Genomic DNA, 24285 nt, shown 5'->3' with positions numbered 1-24285 from the left:
CTGCCGTACTCGCGCTGGGCCGCCAGTAACGCTGGAGGCGGCTCAGCCCAGACGGTGTGCCGGGTTCTGCTGCTGCTCCTGCTCACGGGCCTGCTGTTCGGGCACTAACCCCACGGCCGGCTGCTGCGGGGCCAACCCCAGCTTCTGCATCGACTGCTCCACCGGCGTCTGCGCCGCCACCGCGGTCGGCATCATCGCGCGCAGGTGCGCCGGATTGGCCGGGTCGCCCTGCACCACGAAGACGTTGTGCCCGGCCGGGTGCTGGGCCGTGGCGTTGCTGACCAGCACATGGTCGACCTGCTGCAGGCCCTGCTCGCGGGCCAGCACGGTCAGGCTGGCGGTCAGGCGCTCGCTGGTCTGGTCGAACGCACGGCCATGCTGGGCATCCAGAGCGGCCACGCCTTGGCGGACCTGCTGGTTGAGGCCGTAGTCAGGGTGGTTGGGGGTGAGTTCTGCCATGGCGATCGAACGGTAGCGGTGGGTCGGGGTGAACCCCTCCAGTATAAATCCGGCCGGTGAAGGGCGCCGGAAAGGTCAGTCCGCCGGCCGATGGTCGTAGCTGATCACCCGTTCGGCCAACCAGCGCCCGTCCACGCGGCGCCAGACCTGGATGAAGCGGGCCTGGCCGGTCCAGCGTTCCACGCCATCCTTGCCGCGTTCATGGAAGCGGTGGTTGCCGATTTCGAGCGCCCGCTCATCGTGCAGCGGGAAGACCTGCAGCGAAGATTCCACCAGCTCGCGGCGCAGCTGCCAGCCACCCTTGCGCGCGCTGCTGCACAGGGTGGCCACGCTGCGGCGGAAGTCCTCGCGGCTGCTGGCCGACTTGCCATCCTTGTCATGGAAGAACTCCATGTCTTCGGTGGTCATCGCGGCGGCCTTGTCGGCATCGCAGGACTCGAAGGCGACGGCGAACAGCTGGGTGTCGGCCTGGCGGATCTGCTCGCGCAGGGAGTCGGCGGGCGCTGGCGCGGCAACGAGGCCGGCGGCCAGCAAGGGCAGGGTGGGCAGCAGCATGGTGAGGCTCCAGGGAGGGTTCACGCAGGCTCGCATGGCGTTTGGGCCACTGCAGCCGGCGTCCGACGAAACGGCCCTTCCACGGAGTGAACGCCCGCATTGGCGGCCCGGCGCCAGCGTCGGGGCCGTGGCTGTGCAGGCGATGTCATGAGCGGCCGGGATTCCCTCACGGCCGCCACAGGGCACGGCCACTAGCCTGAACGCCTCCCTTTCCACAGGAGCGCCCATGCCTGCTTCCCGCATCCGCCTGCACGTTGAAGACACCAGGGGCGACGGCCGCCCGGTCATCCTGATCCACGGCTGGCCGCTGTCCGCCGATGCCTGGAAGACGCAGGTGGCGATCCTGCGCGACGCTCAACACCGGGTGATCAGCTACGACCGGCGCGGCTTCGGCCGCTCCGACAAGCCGGCCGAAGGTTATGACTACGACACGCTGGCGGCGGACCTGGCGGGGTTGATCGAGGAACGTGACCTGCGCGACGTCACCCTGGTCGGCTTCTCGATGGGCGGCGGTGAGGTGGCGCGCTATGTGGCCAACCACGGGCAGGAGCGCCTGCACAGCGTGGTGTTTGCTGCCGCCGTGCCGCCGTACCTGCTGCGCAGTGATGACAACCCGGAAGGCCCGCTGACCCAGGACAAGGCTGACGAAATGCGCAGTGGTCTGGAGAAGGATCGCGAAGCGTTCTTCGACGGCTTCACCCGCGATTTCTTCAGCGCCAACGGCAAGCTGATGGTCACCGAGGAAGCGCGCCAGGCGGCGATCGCGCTGTGTCATCAGTCCGACCAGACGGCAGCGCTGGGCTGCATGAAAGCGTTTGCCACCACGGACTTCCGCGATGATCTGAAGAAGATCACAGTGCCCACCCTGATCCTGCACGGTGACAGCGATGCCATCGTTCCGTTTGAAGGCTCTGGCCAGCGCACGCACCGGGCCATTGCGGGCAGCGAAGTGGTGATCCTTGAAGGCGCGCCGCACGGCTGCAACACCAGCCATACCGACCACTTCAATCTTGCCCTGCTGAACTTCCTGAAGCGGTAAGCTGCGGCCATGCGCGAACCGAAGATGCCACCGTGGAAGAAGCCCAACCCCAAGGGCCAGACCTCGCAGCCGCTGTCGCCTGCACAGAAAGAGGCGGCGCGGCAGCGGGCGGAAGAGAATGGCCGGCGTTACCCCAATCTGGTGGACAACATGTGGGCCGCCAAGCTGCCGCGCGGATCATGATCTGTAGAGTTGAGCCATGCTCGACTCCGCTCTGCATCCATCCACGCATGGCGTGGATCTACTGCAAAAGCAGCCGAGCGTGGGCTCGGCTCTACAGCTTGGCCAGCGGCTTCCAGCCGGGTTCCATCCCGGGCGCGATCTTGTTCTGTCGAACCGTGACGGCCTCAGCCGGCAGCCCCGCCAAGCGCGCAAGCTCTGCACGCAGCAGCTCGGCATCCACCGGCACGGCCGTAGCCACCTGCAGCCGATCACCCTGATGTCTCACCTGTACCGGTAGCGTGGCGCGCGCGTCCTGCTGGCCGCCGGTGCGCCCGATCGGGTAGCGCATTGTTACCGGCCGTGACAGCTGCGCCAGTGCGGGCTGCCACGCCTGCAGCACGAGCGGCTGCCCGGCAGCGGGAACATGTACTTCAGCTATCGTGGCTGGGTAGCCGGTGAGGCTCTCGACCATGACCTGGAAGCGCGCGCCATCTGGTACGGCCAGCACGGCGGCGATCAATACGCACAGCGAAACGAATACCGCCGCCAGGATCCAGCTGCGCGGCGCGGTGGCCGGTCGAGTCGCGTTGCGCCCCGGTTTGCGCCGCAGCTTGCGCGCGTAGATACGCCGGTCCTTCCTGCGCGGGCTGCTGCTGTGCTCAGGCAGGTTCAAGGGAACGCAAGGAAGGCGCGCCACGCGGGCCTGGATCAGGCGCGAGAGCAGCATCCACGCGATCACGAACGCCAGCAGCGGGAGCAGGGTTCGCACCCACAGATACAGCGTGACCATCCACAACACCTCTACAGACGACCATCCATGCTCGTCTACATCCTACCGGGACCACGCGGTGGTTGTCGTATACGCCAGCCGACAGGCACAGGATGCTTGGTTAGGATGGTCCTTTGTTGTCATGGATGAACCGATGGTCTCTGCCGCTGCCCGCTTCTGTCGCATCTGTGGTCCCGGCCCGATCCTGCTGGCGCTGCAGGTGGTGGCGTTGCTGGCGGTAGGCCTTGCAGCCGGCTTCTTCCACTACCGTGTGGGACTGCTGCTGGAGCCGGTGGATGACGCATGCGGTGGGCCCGACGCGGCCGCACGCATACAGGTGGCCGAACAGCTGCTGGCGCGATCCACTGCGCTTGCACCGTGGCAACCGTTGCAGTGGATTCCGATGGCGGGCGTGGTGCTGGCGCTGCTGGGCGCGATGTCGATCAGCGTCTATCGGCTGGGGCGGTTGTCCGGACGGCTGCGGCGGGCCAACCGGGTCTTGATGATGCTGCATGGCGCGTTGCTGGTGCTGGCGGTGCGAGCATTGCATCTGTACGACATCTCATGGACCAGTGTGGCCAAGCTGGCGCCGACAACCTGCCTGATGGAACTGGGGGAACAGGGCAGTTTGCCGCTGGCACAGGCGCAGGAGGTGGTGTTCGAGATCCTCACCCACGAGCATGCCCCGCTGCTGCGCAATCCCGATGATCTGGCCCTGGTGCTGGTCGCAGTGATGCTGATGGCGATGGCTGCAGGGTTCATGTTGTGGCGGGCGATCGTGCGCGAGCGGGAGGTACAGTCGCCCAGCCCATAGCAGGTGCATGCCCGACCAGGCGTTCTCATTCACGCTAAAGTCCGTACTTCGCCCCTGCAAGGAAGTGCTGATGCGTTGGTTGCTTCGCGCTGTACCGCTACTGCTCTGTTCGTTGGCGGTACACGCCGCTGAAGTAGACCGCCGGATTGCGGTGACCATCGACGACCTGCCCTGGGCGCGGGTGGATGAGATCGTTCCGCCGGACCTGAAGGCGCGGCATGAAGCGCTGATGGACCAGCTGCGCGAGGCAGGCGTGCCGGTGGTCGGCTTCGTAAACGAGAACAAGCTTGAGATCGACGGGCAGGTGCAGCCGGCGCGGGTGCAGATGCTGCGCGACTGGCTGGACGCCGGCTACATGCTGGGCAACCACACCTACTCGCACATGGACCTGAACGCCAAGGGCGTGCCTGCGTTCCAGCGGGATTTCCTGCGTGGCGAGACGGTGCTACGGCCGTTGCTGGCCGAGCGCGGGCTGAAGCCGCAGTGGATGCGTCACCCCTATCTGCGTGCGGGGCGCACGCCGGAAGACCGCGCGGAAATGGACGTGTTCTTCAAGCAGCTTGGCTACCGCGTGGCGCCGGTGACGGTGGACAACGGCGAGTGGGTGTGGGCGTTCGCCTATGCCAACGTGATGAACGAGCAGGCGGATTCGCCCGCGCGCGCGGCGACGCTGGCGCAGCTGCGCAAGGGCTACGTGCCGTACATGCTGAACAAGCTGGACTATTACGAGAAGCAGTCGCAGGCGCTACTGGGGTACGCGCTGCCGCAGGTGTGGCTGATGCACGCCAATGAGCTCAACGCGGCGACCTTTGCCGAACTGGTCGCGGCCACGAAGCGTCGCGGCTATCGCTTCATTTCATTGGACGAGGCGATGCGTGACCCGGCCTACGCGCGGGGTGCCGAGGGCTACAACGGCCGCTACGGCCCGAGCTGGCTGCACCGCTGGGCGATGGCGCAGAACAAGCCGAAGGACTTCTACGCCGGCGAACCCGAGGTGCCGGCGTGGGTGAAGAAGCTGGCCAAGGTCGACTCGGAGTGACGCTCAGCGCTTGACGGCTAGCACGCCGTCAAGCGCCAGTTCGGCCTTGAAACCCGCCTTTTCCAGGCGCTTGGCCACTTCACGCGGCACGTCGCGGCCGCTGGTCAGCTTGTTCGGCGCGCCGGTGTAATGGAACAGGCGGCCGCCCTTGCGGATGACGCGGGCGAGGTGGTCATAGAACACCTGGGAGTACAGCTCGCCGGCGATGCCGAAGCGCGGTGGGTCGTGCAGGATCGCATCGACACTGTTGCTGGCCACCTGTTCGATCTGCTGCGAGACGTCACCGTGGCTGAACTGCAGGCGGCCACCGGCGGCAGCCGAGTCTGGATCCGGCGACCACGGGTTGAGCGTGCGCAGCCACATCACATCGGCGTTCTTCTCGAACGAACGGATCTGGCCGACACCGGCTTCCAGCGCACAGGCGGCGAAGTAGCCCAGGCCACCGCAGGTGTCGAGGATGACCTTGCCGGCCGGGGCGACCAGCTCCACCTTGCGGCGCGCATCCTCGAACGGCGACAGCTTGGAGGTCGGCAGCATCTTGATGCCGTCGATCTCGAAGGTCGGTGCGCCCCATTCGGTCGGCACCAGCTTGATCAGCGAGCCGCTGTAGCGCGAGATCGGCGCGAAGTCCTCGCCATCCCAGTAGTACAGCGTGCGGTCCTTCAGCTTGCCCGGCCACGGGTAGGGCTGGCCCCGGAAGTGGAAGCCGTCGGCATCCAGCACCACGCTGTCCTGGCTGCGGCCGAGGTCGAGCGAGCCCTGCCATTCGGCAGCGCCCTTGTCATGGGCACGGCGCAGGGTGTCAGCACTGTCGCGGGTCAGCAGGGGGCCGAAGTAATGGGGCACGGCGGGTACCGGGGCGTTTCGGGGGAGGGCATGGTACCGCAGCTGTTGTAGCGCCGAGCCCACGCCCGGCTCCACATGCCTGCATCCACGCGTGGCGTGGATCTACTGCAAAAGGAGCCGAGCGCGGGCCCGGCGCTACAGTTCAATCGCACTTCACCGCATACACCGGCCCAGCCCCGATCAGCATCAGCGCCATGTAGTCACTATCACTGGCCTTGCCCTTCAACGTCGCGCCCTTGTTGAAGTGGAAGATGCCGAAGCCACCGGCCATGCGGATCAGCGCACTGTCGATCTGGTCGGCGTCGTCGCGGAAGTAGCGGCTGATCTCGCTGGAAGTGGCCTTGTGCAGGGCATTGGGTTCGCGCTGCCACTGCTCGCCGCGGCTGAAGGAGACGAAGTACTGGCCGCCTTCCTTGTCGATGCGGAAGTCGGCGGGCTTGCGCGCGCCGGTGGCGAAGCAGCCCTGCAATGGGTCGGCGGAGAAGGGACGCCGCGCATCGTCGCCGCAGGCAGTGAGCAGCAGCAGGGCACCGGGCAGCAGCAGGCGGAGCGCTCGCATGGGATGTCCCTACAGTGCAGGTGCGGCTAGTGTAGGCAGCACGCGGGCGTGGCCCGTGCAGAAATTCGGCAAGGACACAGGGGTTTTCGGATGGCGCAGGGCAAGGCACCGTGGTGCGGCGTGGCCAGTTGGCTGGGTATTGCAGTGGGGTGGGGGGCAGGCACCGTAGCGGCACAGGCGGCGGTCGCTGCGGGTGGCAATGGCATGGCCGCAGGGCTGGGCGTGGGCGTGCTGGGTGCGGCGCTGGTGGGCGGCGGCCTGGCCGTAGCCTCGCGCGTGCGCGGTGAGCGCTGGCCATGGATCGGCATCAGCGGTGCGGTGCTGAGCGCGCTGCCGCTGCTGATGTACGTGCTGCGGATGATGTTGAAGCTCTAGCGGTAGTGCCGGCCGCTGGCCGGCACCTGCAGGTCGCATGCGGCGTTCATGGAGTTGCCGGCCAGCGGCCGGCACTACCGGATGCAGGTCAGGTGCTGCGGTGGATCTCCACGGTGACATGCACCAGCTCCTCATGGATCGCCAGCGCTTGGCGCACGGTATCGGCATCCAGACCTGCGTCGCTGGTGACCACGCTGGCACTGACCGCGTACTTGCCGCGACCGACCTGCCAGACGTGCAGGTCGGCCAGACGTGCCGGCCACGGGCCCTGTTCGATCACTTCGCGTACTTCGGCCACCACCGGAGCGTCCATCTGCGCGTCGAGCAGGATGCGGCCGCTGTCGCGCAGCAGGCCCACCGCCCACACCGTCACCAGCATGGCGCCGACCAGGCCCATCACCGGGTCCAGCCAGGTCAGGCCCAGCAGCTTGCCGCCGAGCAGGGCGATGATGGCCAGCACCGAGGTGGCGGCGTCGGCCAGCACGTGCACATAGGCCGAGCGCAGATTGAGGTCGTGACCGTGTGCATGGCCGTGATCGTGGTGTTCGTGGTCATGCCCGTGATGATGGCCATGGTCATGCCCGTGGTGGTGATGCGCGTGGCCCGGGCTGTCGTGCAGCCACCATGCACAGAGCAGGTTCACGCCCAGGCCTACCGCAGCGATGGCGATGGCTTCGTTGTAGTGGATCGGTGCCGGTACCCACAGCCGCTCCAGCGACTGCACCGCCATCAACGCGGCCACGCCGAGCAGGGCGATGGCGCTGGTATAGCCGGCCAGGATCTCGATCTTCCAGGTGCCGAAGGCGAAGCGCGGGTCGTGCGCGTAGCGGCGTGCGCAGCGGTACGCAAACGCCGAGAGCCCGAGCGCCAGCGCATGCGAACTCATGTGCCAGCCGTCGGCGAGCACGGCCATGGAGTTGAACCACCAGCCGCCGACGATCTCCACGACCATCATGCTGACGGTGAGCCACAGGGCGCGGCGGGTATTGCGTTCGGCCAGCGGGTTGCCGTCGTCGAAGCGGTGTTCGTGGCGGCGGGCGGCGGCGAGGGCGTCCAGGTGCATGGGGGCGGGAACTGGAGTGGATACCCCCATAGGGTATATGATCACGCCATGGCGCACGTACACAAAAATCGTAAGCAGCTGCTGACCCGGGTGCGCCGCATCGCGGGCCAGGTGGCGGCACTGGAGCAGGCACTGGACACGCCCGAGGGCGAGGCCGGCGACTGCGCGGACGTGCTGGTGCAGGTCGCCGCCGTGCGCGGTGCCGCCCACAGCCTGCTGATGGAGCTGCTGCACGAGCACCTGCAGGAACACGTGGTGGGCGCCGAAGACCCGCAGCAGCGGGCGGCCGAGGCCGAGGTGCTGGTCGAGCTGCTGCGCCGCTACGGCAAATAGGCCGAGGGCGGGTAGAGTCGACTGTTAGTCGACTGCGCTTCGTACAACCAACGAAAAACCCCGCGCTTCGCGCGATAGTCGACTAACAGTCGCCTCTACCCCCCGTGGCGGTGCCGTGCGTTCCAGATGTGCGTGGCGGCCAGCAGCAGGCTGCCGGTGACCGTCATCGGTGTTTCCCAGTCGTGCGAGGGCAGCGCAAGCGCGCCGGCCAGCAGCAGGCCGAGCCCGGCGCCGGCGGTGGCCCAGGCCAGCACGGGGAGGCGACGGCGACGCTCGGCCCGCCACAGCGCGTAGCCGGTCAGCGGCAGGGCGATGGCCACGAACAGCAAGTGCACCCATTCCGCCTCGGCCCACGCGCCGAACAGCGGCAACGCGGCGGCCAGCAGCGGCAGCGCCAGGCAGTGCAGCAGGCACAGGCTGGACAGGGCGACAGCGCCGGCATCGAGCAGGGCGGCAGACGGCGACTTCATCGGGGGAGGCTCCTTGCACGACAAATGTTATACAGTAACATTTCCGTTCCGCAGCCAACCCGCTCCGACATGAACACTGTTTCCCGCGCCGACCGTCGCCTTCCGGTCACCGTGCTGTCCGGCTTCCTGGGGGCCGGCAAGACCACCCTGCTCAACCAGATCCTGCGCAACCGCGCGGGCCTGCGTGTGGCGGTCATCGTCAACGACATGAGCGAGGTCAACATCGACGCGCAGCTGGTGCGCGAGGGTGGGGCCGAACTGCGCCGCACCGAGGAGACGCTGGTGGAATTCAGCAATGGCTGCATCTGCTGCACGCTGCGCGATGACCTGCTGCAGGAAGTGCGGCGCCTGGCCGACGCCGGCCGCTACGACTACCTGCTGATCGAGTCGACCGGCATCGGCGAGCCGATGCCGGTGGCAGCCACCTTCGCCGTACGCGACGAGCATGGCTTCAGCCTGAGTGACGTCGCGCGACTGGACACGATGGTGACGGTGGTGGATGGCAGCGCGTTCCTCGCCGACTTCGGCTCGACGCTGCGCCTGGCCGAGCGTGGCCAGCAGGCCGGGCCGGACGACGATCGCGGCGTGGTCGACCTGTTGTGCGAGCAGGTCGAATTCGCCGATGTGATCGTGGTCAGCAAGGTCGATCAGACGGAAGATGACTTGCTGCAGGACACGCTGGCCGTGCTGCGCGGCCTGAACCGCGACGCGAAGCTGCTGCTGTCCCGCTTCGGTGACGTGCCACTGGCCGAGCTGCTGGACACCGGCCGCTTCGACTACGAGCGTGCGCAACGTGCGCCGGGCTGGGTGAAGGAACTGCGTGGCGAGCATACGCCGGAGACCGAAGAGTACGGCATCGGCAGCTTCGTCTACCGCTCGCGGCGACCGTTCCATCCCGCCCGCTTCGCCCGCGCGCTGCAGTCGGGCATGCCTGGCGTGATCCGCAGCAAGGGCTGGTTCTGGCTGGCCAACCGCATGGACTGGGTGGGCGAACTGAACACCGTGGGCGCAGCAACGCGCACGCAGGCGGCGGGGTTCTGGTACGCCGCGCGTGATCGCGTGCGCGCTGGGCTGGAGGACACCGCGCCATTGCTGCCGCCCACGCCGCTGCCGTACAGCGACCTCGGCTGGGCACGGCAGCAGGCCGATTGCTGGAGCGCACCGTTGCCGGGGCCGGAGGACTTCCCGGATGCGGCCGCGCATTCGGCGATGCAGCGCCTGTGGCATCCGTTGTGGGGGGATCGCCGCCAGGAGTTGGTGGTGATCGGCGTGCACATGGATGAGCGCGCGGTGCGAGCGGAGCTGGACGCGTGCCTGCTCAACGATCAGGAACTGCGTGCGGGGCCGTTGCTGTGGCAGCAGTTGCCGCAGGCGTTCCCGGTGTGGAAGCGGTGAGCGAACGGCTCCAGTAGATTCACGCCATGCGTGGATGGCGGTTCAACCGGTCTTTGCCCGCCTTGTAGAGCCGAGCCCACGCTCGGCTGCAATTGCAGTGGTTCCACGCCATGCGTGATGCGTCAGCCGAGCGTGGGCTCGGCTCTACAGAATCGAACCCACGCATGGCGTGGATCTACAAGGCGTCGCGCCATTGCCAGGCGTCGGCGGTGATTCGCAGTACCTGCGTCGGTCGCAATGCCTGCAGCAGGTGCCGGTCGTGGCTGACCATCACCAGTGCGCCCGGCCACGCCGCAAGCAATTCTTCCAACGCCTGCAACGCGCTCAGATCCAGCGCATTGCCCGGCTCGTCCAGCAGCAACAGCTGCGGTGCGGGATCGGCATACAGCACGCTGGCCAGCGCGCCTTTCACCCGTTCGCCATCGCTGAGGCTGCTGGCTTGCCGCTGGATGCGCTGCGCGTCCAGCCCGAGCAGGGCCAGCCGTGTGCGCAGTTCGCCGGGGGCCGCGCGCGGGTTGGCGGCCTGCACGGTGTCGAGGATGCTGCGCTCGCCGGACAGCCCCAGCAGCTGCTGGTCGAGCAGGGCCAGTGGCGCATGCCGTTGCACGATGCCGCTGCGCGCAGGCAACTGGCCGGCCAGCACGCGCAGCAGGGTGGATTTTCCCGCACCGTTGTCGCCGACCACGGCGATGCGCTGCCCGCGGCGGATCTCCAGCTGCAACGGCGCACTGCAGCCATGCGGCAGCACCAGGGATTCGGCCTGCAGCAGACGCCTGCTGCCACGTTCGCCTGCGACGGCAAACAGCGCCAGCTCCGGCGCCACATGCACCGCCGATGCCGCTGCGCGCAGCTGCTCTGCGCTGGCCTGCAGGCGTTCGGCCTGTACCAGCTGCGCGCGGCCGTGGCTGGCCTCGGCGCGCTGCTTCTGCCGGCCGAGCAGGATGGGGGCCTGGTTGGCCTGCTTCGCATCGCGATTGCCACGCGCCTGGCGTTGTTGTTGCCGTTCGTGCTGTTCGCGCGCGCTGCGTTGCTGCTGCCGGTGCTGGGCGCGCGCATGGTCGAGCTGGGCGGCGGCAGCTTCGCGCTCGGCGGCGCGCGCATCGGCGTAGTGCTGCCACGGTCCGCCGTAACGATGCAGCCCGCGCCCATCGAGCTCGACGATCTGCTGCATGTGCCCAAGCAGCTCGCGATCATGACTGACCGCCAGCAGGCCACCGCGCCACTGCTGCAACTGCTCGTACAGCTGTTGGCGATGGCGTGCATCGAGGTGGTTGCTGGGTTCGTCCAGGATCAGCCAATCGGCACCGCTGGCCCAGGCACCGGACAGCGCCACCTGCATCGCCTGGCCACCGCTGAGACGCGCGGCAGGCTGGGCGGGATCGAGGTCATCGGGCAGCCCGAGCACCTGCCATTGCTGCTGCAGGCATTCGCGCAGATCCCAGCGGTCGCCGATGCAGGCGAAGTCGGCCTCATCCACGCTGCCGGCCTCGATGCGTTGCAACGCGGCCAGTTCCGCGCCGACGCCGGCCAGTTCACCAACCGTGCCGGCGGGGGGATAACCGGGCGTCGGCAACAGGAACACCCGGCCACTGCCGCGTACCTGGCCGGTGTCGGGCAGCAGCCGGCCAGCCAGCAGGCGTGCCAGCACACTCTTGCCGGCGCCATTGGCACCGACCAGGCCGGTAGCAACCGGTTCGAAGGAAAACGTCAGATCGGAAAACAGCAGGCGGCCGTCGGCCAATCGATACGACACGCGATCGAGCGTGAGGGAATGCGGGGTCATGCGACCTCCATGGATGCCGGGTTCTCCCCTGCGCGCAGGGGGCGGGAAGAGTCAGGCCGTCTGGTGGGAAGACGGCGGCATCAATGGCGCATTGGTCGCGAGCCTCTGAGAGGAGTGTAGGGCCAGTATAGCGGGGTCGGCTGAATGGTTTGATGGCTCTGCACTACAAGAGCATCCACGCATGGCGTGGATCTACTGTGGGCCGGGCATGGGTGGATTGCTCGTGGCTACGGCACGGTACCCAGGCGGTCGCCGACGAAGTCGATGAACACCCGCAGCTTCGGCAGTACGTGTCGGCCCGACGGCCACAGCAGATGGAAGGTGCCGCAGGAATGCACGTGTTCGTCCAGCACCGTGACCAGGCGGCCGTCGGCCAGGGCATCGCGCACCGAGTGCACCGGCACGAAGGCCAGGCCGATATCGCGCAGTGCGAGCGCCACCCGCGCTTCGATGGTGTTGGCCACCATGTGCACCGGAAGCTCCTGCGGCGTTTCATCGTCGGGCCAGTGGATCGGCCACGGTTCCAGCTTGCCGGTGGTGGGGAAGCGATAGTGCAGCAGCGTGTGCTGCATCAAGCCTGCCGGCGTGCGCGGAACGCCGCAGCGCTGCAGGTAGCCCGGCGAGGCAACGACGCGGCGCGGGAACACACCCAGGCGCCGTGCGTTCATGCGTGAGTCGCTGGGTTCGCCGACGCGCAGCACCGCATCGAAGCCCTCCTCGATGACATCAACCAGGCGGTCACTGAAGTCCAGGTCCAGGCGGATATCCGGGTACGCCGCCATGAACTCGGCCATCAACGGCAGGGTGAGGTCGCCAACCAGGGGCAGGCTGATGCGCAGGGTGCCACGGGGCGAGGCGTGCGGTTGTGCCAGCTCGGTGCGCGCGGCATCGCGTTCGTCCAGGATGCGCCGGCAGCGCGCCAGGAACAGCTGGCCCTCGGCGGTGAGGGTGATGCTGCGCGTGCTGCGATGGAACAGCCGTACGCCCAGCGCGTGCTCCAGCCGTGCCACGCACTTGCCCGCTGCCGAGGCGGAAATACCCTGCAGGCGTCCGGTCTCGACGAAGCTGCGGGTGTCGGCCGCGTGCACGAAGGTCTGCAGGTTGGCGAGGTTGTCCAGGACTGACATGGGCGTGCGGGCAATGAAAGCGGCAGGGTAGGTTGCGTGAAGGTAGCGGGCGGCACCGCCATCGCAACACTGTGATGCGCGGTGGCGTGGGGACGGTTGCGGCCATGCAGTTCCGGCAATCATGCCGATTGCGGACTGGACGGTCCATGATGCCCGGAGCGGCAACCGGCTTTTTGCGCGGCCACCCGCTGCCTAACGTGGCGGCCTCTCCCCACGGACCATCGCGATGAATGCTGTTCCTTCCCTTGCCCCTGCGCCGACGCTGCCTTCAGTGGAGCGGCTGCTGAAGCAGGTCCACCCGCAGCGCCTGGTCGGCGCGGTGGTGCTGGTGCGCGAGCACGGCGTACTGCGCCATGACAGCGCGACCGGGCTGGCCGATCGTGAATCGGTCACGCCGATGCAGCGCGACCAGCTGTTCCGGCTGGCGTCGGTGAGCAAGCCGCTGCTGAGCACGGTGATCCTGCGCCTGGTGGCCGAGGGTGTGCTCGACCTGGACACATCGGTACAGCGTTGGCTGCCGGATTTCCGCCCGGCGTTGGCCGATGGCACTGCGCCGCCGATCAGCCTGCGCCAGCTGCTCAGCCACAGCAGCGGGCTGGGCTACCGCTTCCTCGAAGCCGATGTGGACGGCCCCTATGCGCGCGCCGGGGTCAGCGATGGCCTGGACGCGAACCCGCTCTCGCTGGCCGAGAACGTGCGCCGCATCGCGCAGGCACCGCTGCTGTTCGCGCCGGGCAGCCACTGGCTGTACTCGCTGGGCGTGGACGTTGCCGGTGCCGTGGCTGAAGCAGCGACCGGTGAATCTCTGCAGGCACTGTTCGAGCGCTTGCTGGCCGCACCCCTGGGCCTGCGTGACACCGCCTTCGCTGCGCGCAACGCGGCACGGCTGGCCACGCCCTATGTGAGCGACACACCGCGGCCGCACCGCCTGCGCGAAGGCGAGGTGGTCGCTCCGTTCGAGGGTACTGTCGGTATCGAGTACAGCCTCGCGCGCGCCACCGATGCCAGCCGTTTCGCTTCGGCCGGGGCAGGCCTGGTCGGTAGCGCCGATGAAGTGATGGCGGTGCTGGAGGCCTTGCGTGATGTGCAGCGTTCAGGCCTGTTGCCGCCGGCACTGGCAGCGGAGATGGCCAGCCCGCAGGTAGGCGAACAGGGGCCGCCGGAACCGGCCGGCTGGGGCTTCGGCCTTGGCTTTGCGGTGCTGCGCGATGCGGCCGCCAGCGGTACGCCGCAGAGCGCAGGCACATGGCGTTGGGGCGGCGCCTACGGGCACAGCTGGTTTGTCGATCCTGCGCGTGGGCTCAGCGTGGTGGCGCTGACCAACACCCTGTACGAAGGCATGGATGGCGCCTTCGTCGATGAGCTGCGTGATGCGGTCTACGCCGATCTGGAGGCCGCCCGATGAGCGGCCATGCCATCGATGCGGCTGGCCCAGCCGGTGAAGCCACGCGCCTGCCGTGGGCGGGGCTGCTGGCGCTGGCCGGTGGCGGCTTCATCACTCTGCTGACCGAGACCCTGCCGGCCGGCGTCCTGCAGCCGATGGGCGAAAGCCTCGGCGTGAGCGACGCGGCGGTTGGCCAGCTGGTCAGCGTGTACGCGCTCGGCTCGGTGATGGCCGCACTGCCGATGACTGCGTTGACCCAGCGCCTGCCGCGACGCGCCTTGTTGCTGGCCGCCATTGCCGGCTTCGTGGTGGTCAATACGCTGACCGCAGTGAGCAGCAGCTATCCACTGATCCTGGCCGCGCGCTTCCTGGCCGGGGTGAGTGGTGGCCTGTTGTGGTCGCTGGTGGCCGGCTATGCGGCGCGCATGGTGGTGCCCTCGCTGCAGGGCCGGGCAATTGCGGTGGCGATGGTCGGATCGCCGTTGGCGCTGTCGCTGGGCGTACCGGCGGGCACGTTGCTGGGGCAGCAGCTCGGCTGGCGCTGGGCATTCGCCCTGATGAGCGTGCTGGCCGTGGTGCTGTTTGCCTACGCACGCTGGGCGCTGCCCGCGCTGCCGGCGGCGGCAGCCGGCCGGCGCACCTCGCTGGCGACGGTGTGGCGCATGCCCGGCGTGCGCAGCGCGCTGGCGGTAATGGTGCTGTACGTGCTGGCGCACAACGTGCTCTACACCTACATCGAACCGCTGGCGGTGGAGGCGGGGGCCGGCCCGTGGCTGGACCGCCTGCTGCTGGCCTTCGGGCTGGCGGCCATTGCCGGTATCGGTATCGCTGGCTGGGGTGTGGATCGCCACCTGCGCACGCTGGTGTGGGCGGCCGTGATCGGCTTCATCGTGCCGGTGCTCGCGCTGCTGCTGTGGCCGGGCGACGCGATCGCGCTGCTGCTGGCGACGATCCTGTGGGGCGTTGCCTTTGGCGCGGTACCTACGTTGTTCCAGACCGCATTGGCGCGGCGTGCCGGTGCCGCCGCAGATCTGGCGCAGTCGATGCTGGTGACCGGCTGGAACCTGGCCATTGCTGCCGGTGGCGTTGCAGGGGGTGTGCTGCTGCAGGCGGGCGGCCCAAACCAGTTGGGATGGCTGCCGTTGCTGCTGCTGTCGGTGAGCGTGGCGTGGTTGCTGGCACGGCCGAAGGCCTGGGCGTAGGCCCAAGGCAAACGTTACGGAGGTGCCGGCCAGCGGCCGGCACTACCGTGGTCCCCGCCATCCACGCATGGCGTGGATCCACCGAGCGCAGCGACCCGCGTTTGCTTTTGCTTTTGCTTTCTTCTGTTGATTCCGTGGTAGGACGCCGCCGCAATGTGTCCGTGGCCGGGTGGGTTGCGCAGGGGCGTGAGCCGCATGGATGCGGCGACCGAGCTTACATGGACGTACTTGCAGCGCCCCCTGCGCGACCCACCCCCCGGCCCCAACTGATGGATTCGCCGGGCGCGCCCCACCACGAGGGGCTCCGCCGTTCGCCGTCCTACTCCACGCCCTCACGCTCGATCGGCACGCTGCGCGGATTCTGCATGTGCTCCCGCGCCGCGCCATAGCGCTGCTGCCGCTTGTGGTGGAACACCACGAACTCGTCCCGTGGCAGCGGCCGCGAGAACAGCCAGCCCTGCGCGAACTCGACCTTGCGCGCATGCAGATATGCCAACTGCGCCTCGGTCTCCACGCCCTCGGCCACCACCCACAGGCCCAGCTCCTTGGCCATGTCGATGATGTGCGGCGTCACCGGGCTCGTCGCGCTCTCGGTGTCGATCGCATCGATGAACGACTTGTCGATCTTCAGCGCGTCCAGCGGCAGCTGCTCCAGGTACTGCAGGCTGGAGAAGCCGACTCCGAAATCATCGATGGCCACGCTGTGGCCGGCGCGACGTGCCTGCGCCAGCATCGTGCGGGCGCGGTCCAGATCGAGGAAGCCGCGCTCGGTGGCTTCCATCCAGATCTGCTGCGGCAGGATGCCGCTGCCGGTCATGTGCTTGGAGATCATCTTCAGCGCACGGCCGCTGCTGATGTCTTCGGCGGCCAGGTTGATCGCGATGTGTGCGCTGCGGTCGGCGACCAACAGATCGCGCATGTCGCGCACGACGTTCTCGATCACCAGATCGGTGATCGCGCCGATCATGCCGGCCTCTTCGGCCAGCGGAATGAACAGGTCCGGCCGTACCTGCGTGCCATCCGGGCGCTGCCAGCGCACCAGGGCCTCGGCGCCGACGCAGATGCCGGTATCCAGCTCGATGATCGGCTGGTAGTGCAGGTACAGCTCGCGGCGGCGGATCGCCGTGGCCAGTTCGCCGCGCAGGGACAGGCGGCGACGCGACAGCCACACCACCAGGCCGGCACCGGCAGCGGCCAGCAGAACGCCGATCGGCACGAACAGCCACGCCTGCTGGCGGAAGGTTGCAGCCAGCGCGGTACGCGGCGTGGTTGCGATCGCCAGCCACTCTTCATTGCGGGCGGTGGCGTACAGGGTGTTGTGGTCCAGGCCTTCCTCGGGCGCACGCAGCAGGGTCTCCAGCAACGCGGGATCCATGCCGCTCTGCCTGGCCAGGAGGCGGCCATCCGGGCTGGCCAGGGCAAGGCGCACGTTCGGGTCGGCGATGACATCGACAAACCGGCGCGGATCGACCAGGACGTCGTAGTTGCCATACAGGATCGACAGCACCTGGCGCCGTCCGCTTGCCTCGGGGCGCACATCCACGGCAATGCCGGCGCCATCACTGGTGACGTGGTCGGCCTTCGGCTGCCTCACGTCGGACAGGAACGGCCCCCACGACGTGCAGCGCAGCTTGCCACCCTCGAAGTAGCCCATCTGGTCAACCGACGGCGACGTCATCACCAGCGTCTGCATGCGCCGGATATGGTCCGGCCCGCAGGCGTCCTGGGCGCCGGCCTCGGCCGACTGCAGCGCCGCCAGTGCTTCCCGGTAGGACTGGTCGGCGCGGCGCAGGGTACGACCGGCGATATCGCGCAGGCGCTGCTGCTCGACACTGACGGCCCGGTCCCAGGTGGCATAGGCCATCACCGCGATCGGCACGGCCGCGGCCAGAATCGCCAGCGCGGTGCCACCGATGATCACGCGCAGCCGGCTCATGGCCGGGGCTCCAGCGGGGTGGGCAGGGCAGGGCACATGGGCGGGCCGATCCTTGGGCAGGAACGGCTATCTGAGCATGGCGCAGGGCCGGGCGGAATGGGATCAATCCGGTATTCGGTCACATTGTGATGAAAGCGGCCAAGTTTGACGTGATTGACCCGCCCGATGCTGGCGCTCCGGGCGCTGGAGGACTACCGTCGAACGCTTCGCCGCCCTCTTGCCCGCGCCCATGACCGAGCCCGCAACGCCCCCCGAGCACCTGCGCCGCAGCCTTTCCAACCGCCACCTGCAACTGATCGCCATCGGCGGTGCCATCGGCACCGGCCTGTTCATGGGCTCGGGCAAGACCATCAGCCTGGCCGGACCCTCCATCGTCTTCGTCTACCTGATCATCGGCGCGATGCTGTTCTTCGTGATGCGCGCGATGGGTGAGCTGCTGCTGTCGAATCTGCAGTACAAGTCCTTCATCGATTTCTCCACGGATCTGCTCGGCCCATGGGCCGGGTTCTTCTGTGGATGGACATACTGGTTCTGCTGGATCGTGACCGCCATCGCCGATGTGATCGCCATTGCCGCCTATGCGCAGTTCTGGTTCCCCGGGCTGGATGCGTGGATACCGGCGCTGGCCTGCGTGCTGCTGTTGCTGGCACTGAACCTGGTGACCGTGAAGCTGTTCGGCGAGATGGAGTTCTGGTTTGCGCTGATCAAGATCGTGGCGATCTGCGCGCTGATCATCACCGGCGCCGGGCTGGTGGCCTGGGGCTTCACCTCGCCCAGTGGCCAGACCGCGTCGCTGTCGAACCTGTGGAATGACGGCGGCCTGTTCCCGATGGGCCTGGTCGGCTTCTTCGCCGGTTTCCAGATTGCGGTGTTCGCCTTCGTCGGCATCGAGCTGGTCGGCACCACCGCCGCCGAGACCGCCGACCCCGAGCGCAACCTGCCCAAGGCGATCAACTCGATTCCGGTACGCATCATCATCTTCTACGTGCTGGCGCTGATTGCGATCATGGCCGTCACCCCGTGGCGCCAGGTGGTGCCGGACAAGAGCCCGTTCGTGCAGCTGTTCGTGCTGGCCGGCATTCCTGCCGCCGCCAGCCTGATCAACTTCGTGGTGCTGACTTCGGCCACGTCCTCGGCCAACAGCGGCATCTTCTCCACCAGTCGCATGCTGTACGGCCTTGCCGAGGAAGGCCACGCACCGCGGGGGCTGTCGAAGTTGTCGCGCGCTGCCGTGCCTGCCCGTGGCCTGCTGTTCTCGTGCCTGTGCCTGCTGGGTGGTACGCTGCTGATCTACCTGATTCCGAACCTGGTGACTGCTTTCACCCTGGTGACCACGCTGGCGACGGTGCTGTTCATCTTCGTCTGGTCGCTGATCCTGGTGGCTTACATGGTCTACCGCCGCCGCCACCCTGAACGTCACGCCGCCTCGATCTTCAAGATGCCCGGCGGCGTCGCCATGTGCTGGGCCTGCCTGGTGTTCTTCGCCGCGGTGCTGGTGCTGCTGAGCCTGCAGGCTGACACCCGCCAGGCGCTGATCGCCAGCCCGGTGTGGTTCGTGCTGCTGGGCGTGGGGTACCGGCTGCGTCGCAGAACGGTGAAATGACCGGGAATGCGGGGTTTCGGCAACGCCGGAAATCGGGAACATCGGAAATCGGTAGAGTCGACTGTTAGTCGACTGCTCTTCCATGGGCTTCCGGAAAACCCCGCGCTGCGCGCGATAGTCGACTGACAGTCGACTCTACCGCTGCGAGCGCCGGCGCAAGTGCAGGGCGCAGCCCTGCCGACCCCCATTCACCCAACATTCGCGGGCGCGGCCGGATGATCCGGCCGCCATGTCCCGTCGCCCTCTCCTGCTTGTGCTGTTGCTGCTGCCCAGCCTGTGGCCCGGGCTGGCCGCCGCACGCACTGTCTACCGCTGTGTGCAGGGCAACACCGTCAGCCTGGCCACCGCGCCGGAACCGGGTTCGCGCTGTAGCCCGAAGGAAATCGACGACAACGCCATCCAGACCCCGAACCTGTGGGGCAACATGGGCGTGTTCAGCGGCGTACTGTACGAGCGCGAGCAGGATGGCGTGCTGGTCTACTCCACCCGCAACCTGCCCGGCTCGCGGGTATTCCTGAAGTTCACCGTGGCCACGCCGCCGGGCGAGCCTGCCCACGAAGGCCTGGGCAAGGTGGGCAAGCCGCAGCTGGCGCAGCACGCCAGGCAGTTCAAGGCCGCGGCCAAGGCCACGGGCGTCGACGATGCCTGGCTGCGCGCAATCGCCCATGCCGAAAGCAATTTCGATGCGCTGGCGGTGTCCAGCAAGGGCGCACAGGGCGTGATGCAGTTGATGCCGGAGACCGCACAGGAATATGGCGTGCGCGATCCGTTTTCGCCGCAGCAGTCGATCGAGGGCGGCGCGCGCTACATGCGCGCGCTGCTGCGCCGTTACAACGGCGATCGCCCGTTGGCGGCGGCTGCCTACAACGCGGGCATCGGTGCAGTCACCCGCTACAAGGGCGTGCCGCCCTACGCCGAAACCCTGGCCTATGTGGACAAGGTGATGGCGCTGTACGCGCGCTACCGCGAAGCGATGGGCATCCGCACCGAAGTGCCAGCCCGCTAGGCGGGAGGTGTAGTGCCGAGCCCACGCTCGGCTCCACAGGAAATCGGCTCAGCGCGAGGTGGACGTGCTGACCAGGTCGTAGTGCTCGATGCGGCCGACGCGTGCCACCTCGGCCTGCACGTCGGCACGCTGCTTCAGCACACGCCAGGCGGCATCGATCTTCACGTCGCCGGGCAGCGACGGATAGGTGCGCATGTCCTGCAGGGAGGCCAGTGCCTCGCCGCGCTCAACCGGTGAGCGCAGCTGTTCGATCAGCACCGCAGCGGCCGCGTCCAGATTGCCTTCCTCCAGCAGCATCTCGCGCTGGAACAGGCGCGCGTCATCGCCCTGGGCCAGGATGGCTGCGCGCGCGGCCTGTTCGGTCTTGGCATCGCCACGTTCACGGGCGGCAACGAACTGCAGCAGTGCCTGGGCCGCCTTGCCATAACCGGCCAGGCCCGGCATGTCATTCACCGCGACAGCAGCGTCCTGCATGCGGCCCAGCGAACTGAGCAAGAAGCCGACGTTGAACTGGTGCTCGGCACCATCCGGGCCCAGCGCACCGATGCGTGCGGCCAGCCTGGCTGTGGCCAGCGCATCATCGTTACGGCCCAACCGGCGCAGCGCCATAAGCCGGCTGTTGAGCAGCCACGCCACCCATTCGGCTTCCGTCGCCGAGGGCGACTCACCTTCGGCCGCCGCACCGGCCATGCCATCGGTCAGCGCCAGCACTTCCTCGTTGCGGTCCAGCATCAGCAGCGTGCTGCTGAACTCGGCCATGCGTGCGTCCAGCGCCCGGTCGAGCAGGCCGGAAACCCGCAGTTCGTCGAGGTGCTTCTGTGCAGCCTGCACTGGGTCGAAGCGGGCATCGTCGCGGTCGACATAGCGATCAAACCGCTTGTCACTGCGCAGGCGGATGATCTCGGCGGGGCCGGTGATGCGCGCCAACGTGGCCGGGATGTCGTCGCCCCGGCCATTGTCGGCCTGCAGTGTTGCCAGTGCCAGCCACAGTCCGGTGGGTTCCAGGCCGCCGCTCTTCCAGCCGTTGTCGAACAGCGCCTGCAGCAGTTCCATGCGCTGCTGGGGCTGGTCCCGCAGGCGGAACTGCAGGTAGTTGATCGCGTGGTGGTCCACCGGCAACGGCGCCTCGGCATGCTTCAGCGCCTGCACCAGGTGCTTCGTGGCAGGTGCCGGTTGGTTCTCGGACAGTTCCACCGAGACCAGGGTCAGCAGGATCTGCGCGTCGTCCGGCAGTGCTTCCAGTGCGCGCTGCAGGTAGCGGCGGGCCTGGTCCGGCTTCTTCTGCACCATCGCGGTCCAGCCGGCCACCTGCGCGGCGCGGCCGCGATGTTCGGCATCGAAGTCATCCAGCATCGGATCTTCCATCAGCCGTTCCATCGCGATCAGCGCGCCCAGCGTGTTGCCGCTGCGTGACTGCTGGATGGCCTCATCCCAGCGGGTGGCATAGGCCATGTGCATCACATCGGCGGTGATTGACGGCTTCTGCGGCGCCACCGTGATCGAAGCGGTGGCGGATGTGCTGGCCAATGCGGCGGCCAGCAGGGCAGCAAGGGGGAGGATGCGGGGCATGGAGGATCTCCATCCGTGGGAACCGCATTGAACCTGCTGGGGCTGGTGAGAACAAGCGTGGCGCATGGAACTCTGGTATCCGGCAGTACGATTGGCCTTGGCGCATGCGGTGCCCAGCGTCTATTGTCGGTGCCTCTTCAGGCAGCAGGCAGGCAGCGCAGCACGATGGCACGGTGGCAATGGATGGCGGCAGGTGTGGCGTTGGCAACGGCAGTGGCACTGGCCGCGACCTGGTGGGAGACACCGCTGCACACGTTGGCTGAACCGGCGGGCCCGGCTCCAACGCCACTGGCGTGGACCGCACAGATCGAGCCGCTGGCCGGCGATGGTCACCCCGGTGACCGCGACGGCGCGTCCGCGCAGGCACGCTTCGCCGATCCCTATGCGTTGCTGCGCAGTGCCGATGGCAGTGTCTATTTCACTGATGCCGGTGATAACAACCGGATCCGTCGCCGCCTGCCCGATGGCCGCGTCGAAACGGTGGCCGGGCAGGGCGAGGGGCGCGTTGATGGCCCGGCACTGCAGGCCAGTTTCAACACGCCTTCGGGCATTGCCGCCGACGCGCAGGGCAACCTGTATGTGGCCGACACCGGCAACCATGCCATCCGCCGCATCGGCACCGACGGCCAGGTGACCACGCTGGCCGGTGGTGAACAGGGCCACGTTGATGGACCTGCCGCGCAGGCGCGCTTCGATGCGCCGATGGGCATCGCAGTGGATGCGCAGGGCCAGGTCTACGTGGCCGATACCTTCAATGACCGCATCCGGGTGATCGGTACCGATGGCAACGTGCGCACACTGGCCGGTGGCGATCGGCCGGGCCTGGCCGATGGCACGGGCGCCGCTGCGCGCTTCGATACGCCGGTGGCACTGGCCTTCGACGCGCAGGGCGCGTTGCTGGTGGCCGACCTGTTCAACAACGCGGTGCGCCGCGTCGGTGCCGATGGCACGGTCAGCACCGTGGTGGGTGGTGGTGGCGTGATCAATGGGCCGCTGTCGTTGGCCACCACCCACGATGGCGTGCTGTACGTGGGCGACATGGATGGCCGCATCGTGCAGGTGACGCCGCAGGGCCATCAGATCGCGCTGGTCGGCAACGGTCGACTGCCACGCCTGGCCCGCCCCAGTGGCCTGGCTTTGGATGCCGATGGCAGCGTGCTGGTGGCCGACGCCGCAAGCTACCGTCTGCATCGCCTGCGGCCGCTGCCGGTGGGCGAACTGCCTGCGCCGGCACTGGTCGGCCCGGCAGCCGATGCCGCGTTGCCGAAGACGGGCGGCCGTTGGCCGCTGGCGCCGCAGGATGGCTGGCACGAAGTGGTCGGCACGCTGGGAGAGGTGCGCGGCAACTTCAGCGGCGAGAGCCGCCATCACCTGCATGGGGGCTTCGACGTGCGCGGTGATGTGGGCCAGACCGTGCTGGCGATCGCCGATGGCAAGATCAGCAGCCCGATGGCGGCCTGGAGTCTGGGTGAACAGGCCGAGGGCCTGGCCGTGGATCGCCTCAAGTACATCCACATGCGGGTCGGCCGCACCCCGCGTGATGTGCCGTTCGACGCGCGCTGGCAGGCGTTGTACGACGAGCAGGGCAAGCTGGAGCGGATGCGCGTGCGCCGCGGCATGCGTATCCACGTCGGCGATCGCCTGGGCAGCATCAACAACCAGGCGCATGTGCACCTGGCGGTGGGTACCGGTGGTTTCGAGACCAACGCCGTGGCGCTGGGCTTCCAGAACTACGCCGACCACTTCGCACCGCGCATCACCGATGTGGCGTTGCTGGACGACAACGACCAGCCGATGGCCGCAGGCAGCGGTGGCGTGGTGATGGTGGCGCGCCAGGGACGCGGTGTGCAGATCGTGGTCGAAGCCTGGGACCAGGTCGACAACAACCTGCCGCGGCGGCGCCTGGGCATGTACCAGGTGGGTTACCAGATTCTCGATGCGGGCGGCCAACCGCTGCCGGGCTACGAGCAGCCACGCTGGAACATCGTGTTCAACCGCATGCCGCCGCAGCGGGAAGCGGTGCGCGTGGCCTACGCACCGGACAGCGGCATCACCGTGCATGGCAGCGCGGTGACCCGCTTCCGCTACCTGGCCACCAACACCGTGCGCGATGGCCTGATGGAAACCGGGCGCTGGCAGCCGGCGGCGCTGCCGCCGGGCGAGTACATCGTGCGCGCCAGCGTGCGCGACTACAGTGGCAACGAAGGCGTCGGCCCGCGCGAGATCAGGGTACGGCTGCTGCCGTAGCCGCAGCCGGCGCGCCGCAGCGTTCGCGCTCGGCGTCCATGTCTTCCAGCGGCCGCACTTCGATGCTGCCGAAGCGTGCCCAAGGGAAGTCGCGGGCGATGCGCATGGCTTCGTCGCGGTCGCGGGCGACGATCAGGTTGAAGCCGGCCAGCAGTTCGCGGGTTTCGGCGAACGGGCCATCCAATACACGGCTGTGGCCATCACGCACGCGCAGGGTCTGCGCGGTGTCGACCGGCTGCAGCTTCTGCGCGGCCAGCAGCGTGCCTTCGGCCTGCAGCTTGTCGGCATGGGCCAGGCAGTCGCGCATCAGCGCGTTGAATTCTTCGGTGGGCAGGGCCTGCAGCAGGGCAGGCTCGATGTAGATCAGAAGCAGGTACTGCTGCATGGCGCGGTCCTGGCGGGGGCGGGGTGTCCATGATGGCGCAGGTCTGCGCATGGGCATGCTGCAGCGCGGGAGGCGGCGCCTTCGGCGGGGATCGGCGAACGGCGGAGCCCCTCCGTGGTGGCGCTACAGCGTGATTCTTGGGCTTGGCCGGGTGGGTAGGCGGGT

Annotated in this window: 24 protein-coding genes; 12 read left to right on the top strand and 12 right to left on the bottom strand. The window is 68.0% G+C overall.

Annotation, left to right across the window (positions count from 1 at the left end; translation table 11 throughout):
• Positions 1-42: 42 nt before the first annotated feature.
• Together BN1263_RS10030 and BN1263_RS10025 are read right to left on the bottom strand one after the other, a co-directional pair.
• Positions 43-459 (bottom strand): XVIPCD domain-containing protein, encoded by a 417-nt coding sequence (locus BN1263_RS10030; RefSeq protein WP_019660874.1) that lies wholly within the window; start codon positions 457-459, stop codon positions 43-45.
• A gap of 75 nt (positions 460-534) precedes the next feature.
• Positions 535-1014 carry a nuclear transport factor 2 family protein gene (locus BN1263_RS10025; RefSeq protein ID WP_058980891.1) on the bottom strand — a complete coding sequence of 160 codons (480 nt, stop codon included), beginning with the start codon at positions 1012-1014 and terminating at the stop codon, positions 535-537.
• A gap of 226 nt (positions 1015-1240) precedes the next feature.
• On the opposite strand from BN1263_RS10025, the gene BN1263_RS10020 reads away from it, so the two are divergent.
• Positions 1241-2053 (top strand): alpha/beta fold hydrolase, encoded by an 813-nt coding sequence (locus tag BN1263_RS10020; RefSeq protein WP_058980889.1) that lies wholly within the window; start codon positions 1241-1243, stop codon positions 2051-2053.
• A gap of 9 nt (positions 2054-2062) precedes the next feature.
• On the top strand, positions 2063-2236 hold the full coding sequence (locus BN1263_RS20695) for a hypothetical protein (RefSeq protein WP_021204450.1): 174 nt from the start codon (positions 2063-2065) through the stop codon (positions 2234-2236).
• Positions 2237-2327: 91 nt separating this feature from the next.
• On the opposite strand, the gene BN1263_RS10015 is transcribed toward BN1263_RS20695, so the two are convergent.
• A complete protein-coding gene (locus tag BN1263_RS10015; protein WP_058980887.1) occupies positions 2328-3005 on the bottom strand; it encodes a hypothetical protein in 678 nt (225 codons plus the stop codon).
• 133 nt (positions 3006-3138) lie between these two features.
• Here BN1263_RS10015 and BN1263_RS10010 point away from each other — a divergent pair, with 133 nt between their 5' ends.
• Both BN1263_RS10010 and BN1263_RS10005 read left to right on the top strand, forming a co-directional pair.
• A complete protein-coding gene (locus tag BN1263_RS10010; protein ID WP_260832933.1) occupies positions 3139-3798 on the top strand; it encodes a hypothetical protein in 660 nt (219 codons plus the stop codon).
• 70 nt (positions 3799-3868) lie between these two features.
• Positions 3869-4837, top strand: coding sequence for a polysaccharide deacetylase family protein (locus BN1263_RS10005; protein ID WP_058980882.1), 969 nt, complete (start codon positions 3869-3871; stop codon positions 4835-4837).
• 3 nt (positions 4838-4840) lie between these two features.
• Here BN1263_RS10005 and BN1263_RS10000 read toward each other — a convergent pair whose 3' ends face one another.
• Positions 4841-5683 carry a class I SAM-dependent methyltransferase gene (locus BN1263_RS10000; RefSeq protein ID WP_058980880.1) on the bottom strand — a complete coding sequence of 281 codons (843 nt, stop codon included), beginning with the start codon at positions 5681-5683 and terminating at the stop codon, positions 4841-4843.
• 142 nt (positions 5684-5825) lie between these two features.
• A complete protein-coding gene (locus BN1263_RS09995) occupies positions 5826-6242 on the bottom strand; it encodes a hypothetical protein (protein ID WP_058980878.1) in 417 nt (138 codons plus the stop codon).
• Between the two features lie 90 nt (positions 6243-6332).
• Here BN1263_RS09995 and BN1263_RS09990 point away from each other — a divergent pair, with 90 nt between their 5' ends.
• Positions 6333-6617, top strand: a complete 285-nt coding sequence (locus BN1263_RS09990; RefSeq protein ID WP_058980876.1) for a hypothetical protein — start codon at positions 6333-6335, stop codon at positions 6615-6617.
• 88 nt (positions 6618-6705) lie between these two features.
• On the opposite strand, the gene dmeF is transcribed toward BN1263_RS09990, so the two are convergent.
• The gene (gene dmeF / locus BN1263_RS09985) at positions 6706-7680 is read right to left on the bottom strand and encodes a CDF family Co(II)/Ni(II) efflux transporter DmeF (protein ID WP_058980874.1); all 975 of its coding nucleotides are present in this window, start codon (positions 7678-7680) and stop codon (positions 6706-6708) included.
• A gap of 48 nt (positions 7681-7728) precedes the next feature.
• Between dmeF and BN1263_RS09980 the strand changes: the two genes are divergently transcribed.
• Positions 7729-8013, top strand: coding sequence for a metal/formaldehyde-sensitive transcriptional repressor (locus BN1263_RS09980; RefSeq protein WP_058980872.1), 285 nt, complete (start codon positions 7729-7731; stop codon positions 8011-8013).
• A 95-nt stretch (positions 8014-8108) separates the two neighbouring features.
• On the opposite strand, the gene BN1263_RS09975 is transcribed toward BN1263_RS09980, so the two are convergent.
• Positions 8109-8483, bottom strand: coding sequence for a MerC domain-containing protein (locus tag BN1263_RS09975; RefSeq protein ID WP_021204442.1), 375 nt, complete (start codon positions 8481-8483; stop codon positions 8109-8111).
• A gap of 69 nt (positions 8484-8552) precedes the next feature.
• Here BN1263_RS09975 and BN1263_RS09970 point away from each other — a divergent pair, with 69 nt between their 5' ends.
• Positions 8553-9878: a GTP-binding protein gene (locus BN1263_RS09970; RefSeq protein ID WP_058980869.1), complete on the top strand. Its 1326-nt coding sequence runs from the start codon at positions 8553-8555 to the stop codon at positions 9876-9878.
• A 175-nt stretch (positions 9879-10053) separates the two neighbouring features.
• On the opposite strand, the gene BN1263_RS09965 is transcribed toward BN1263_RS09970, so the two are convergent.
• Both BN1263_RS09965 and BN1263_RS09960 read right to left on the bottom strand, forming a co-directional pair.
• On the bottom strand, positions 10054-11661 hold the full coding sequence (locus BN1263_RS09965; protein WP_058980867.1) for an ATP-binding cassette domain-containing protein: 1608 nt from the start codon (positions 11659-11661) through the stop codon (positions 10054-10056).
• Between the two features lie 227 nt (positions 11662-11888).
• Positions 11889-12788, bottom strand: coding sequence for a LysR family transcriptional regulator (locus tag BN1263_RS09960; protein ID WP_058980865.1), 900 nt, complete (start codon positions 12786-12788; stop codon positions 11889-11891).
• A gap of 226 nt (positions 12789-13014) precedes the next feature.
• Here BN1263_RS09960 and BN1263_RS09955 point away from each other — a divergent pair, with 226 nt between their 5' ends.
• Positions 13015-14193: a serine hydrolase domain-containing protein gene (locus tag BN1263_RS09955; RefSeq protein WP_058980863.1), complete on the top strand. Its 1179-nt coding sequence runs from the start codon at positions 13015-13017 to the stop codon at positions 14191-14193.
• Positions 14190-15374, top strand: coding sequence for an MFS transporter (locus BN1263_RS09950; protein WP_058980861.1), 1185 nt, complete (start codon positions 14190-14192; stop codon positions 15372-15374). The genes BN1263_RS09955 and BN1263_RS09950 overlap by 4 nt, the downstream gene beginning before the upstream one ends.
• A 319-nt stretch (positions 15375-15693) precedes the next feature.
• Here the strand turns inward: BN1263_RS09950 and BN1263_RS09945 are convergent, their stop codons facing one another.
• Positions 15694-17310 carry an EAL domain-containing protein gene (locus BN1263_RS09945; protein WP_058980858.1) on the bottom strand — a complete coding sequence of 539 codons (1617 nt, stop codon included), beginning with the start codon at positions 17308-17310 and terminating at the stop codon, positions 15694-15696.
• Positions 17311-17539: 229 nt separating this feature from the next.
• Here BN1263_RS09945 and cycA point away from each other — a divergent pair, with 229 nt between their 5' ends.
• Both cycA and BN1263_RS09935 read left to right on the top strand, forming a co-directional pair.
• Positions 17540-18913, top strand: a complete 1374-nt coding sequence (gene cycA / locus BN1263_RS09940; RefSeq protein ID WP_058980856.1) for a D-serine/D-alanine/glycine transporter — start codon at positions 17540-17542, stop codon at positions 18911-18913.
• A gap of 229 nt (positions 18914-19142) precedes the next feature.
• Positions 19143-19919 (top strand): lytic transglycosylase domain-containing protein, encoded by a 777-nt coding sequence (locus BN1263_RS09935; RefSeq protein WP_058980854.1) that lies wholly within the window; start codon positions 19143-19145, stop codon positions 19917-19919.
• A 48-nt stretch (positions 19920-19967) separates the two neighbouring features.
• Here BN1263_RS09935 and BN1263_RS09930 read toward each other — a convergent pair whose 3' ends face one another.
• On the bottom strand, positions 19968-21488 hold the full coding sequence (locus tag BN1263_RS09930) for a tetratricopeptide repeat protein (protein WP_058980852.1): 1521 nt from the start codon (positions 21486-21488) through the stop codon (positions 19968-19970).
• A gap of 165 nt (positions 21489-21653) precedes the next feature.
• Here BN1263_RS09930 and BN1263_RS09925 point away from each other — a divergent pair, with 165 nt between their 5' ends.
• The gene (locus tag BN1263_RS09925; RefSeq protein ID WP_058980850.1) at positions 21654-23735 is read left to right on the top strand and encodes an NHL repeat-containing protein; all 2082 of its coding nucleotides are present in this window, start codon (positions 21654-21656) and stop codon (positions 23733-23735) included.
• On the opposite strand, the gene BN1263_RS09920 is transcribed toward BN1263_RS09925, so the two are convergent.
• On the bottom strand, positions 23713-24120 hold the full coding sequence (locus tag BN1263_RS09920; RefSeq protein WP_058980848.1) for a YciI family protein: 408 nt from the start codon (positions 24118-24120) through the stop codon (positions 23713-23715). The genes BN1263_RS09925 and BN1263_RS09920 overlap by 23 nt on opposite strands.
• Positions 24121-24285 lie beyond the last annotated feature (165 nt).

This window comes from Stenotrophomonas thermophila, assembly GCF_001499715.1.
Lineage (GTDB): Bacteria > Pseudomonadota > Gammaproteobacteria > Xanthomonadales > Xanthomonadaceae > Stenotrophomonas > Stenotrophomonas hibiscicola.
Note: the sequence above shows the minus strand (reverse complement) of the source record. Positions and strands in the feature narration are given on the sequence as shown.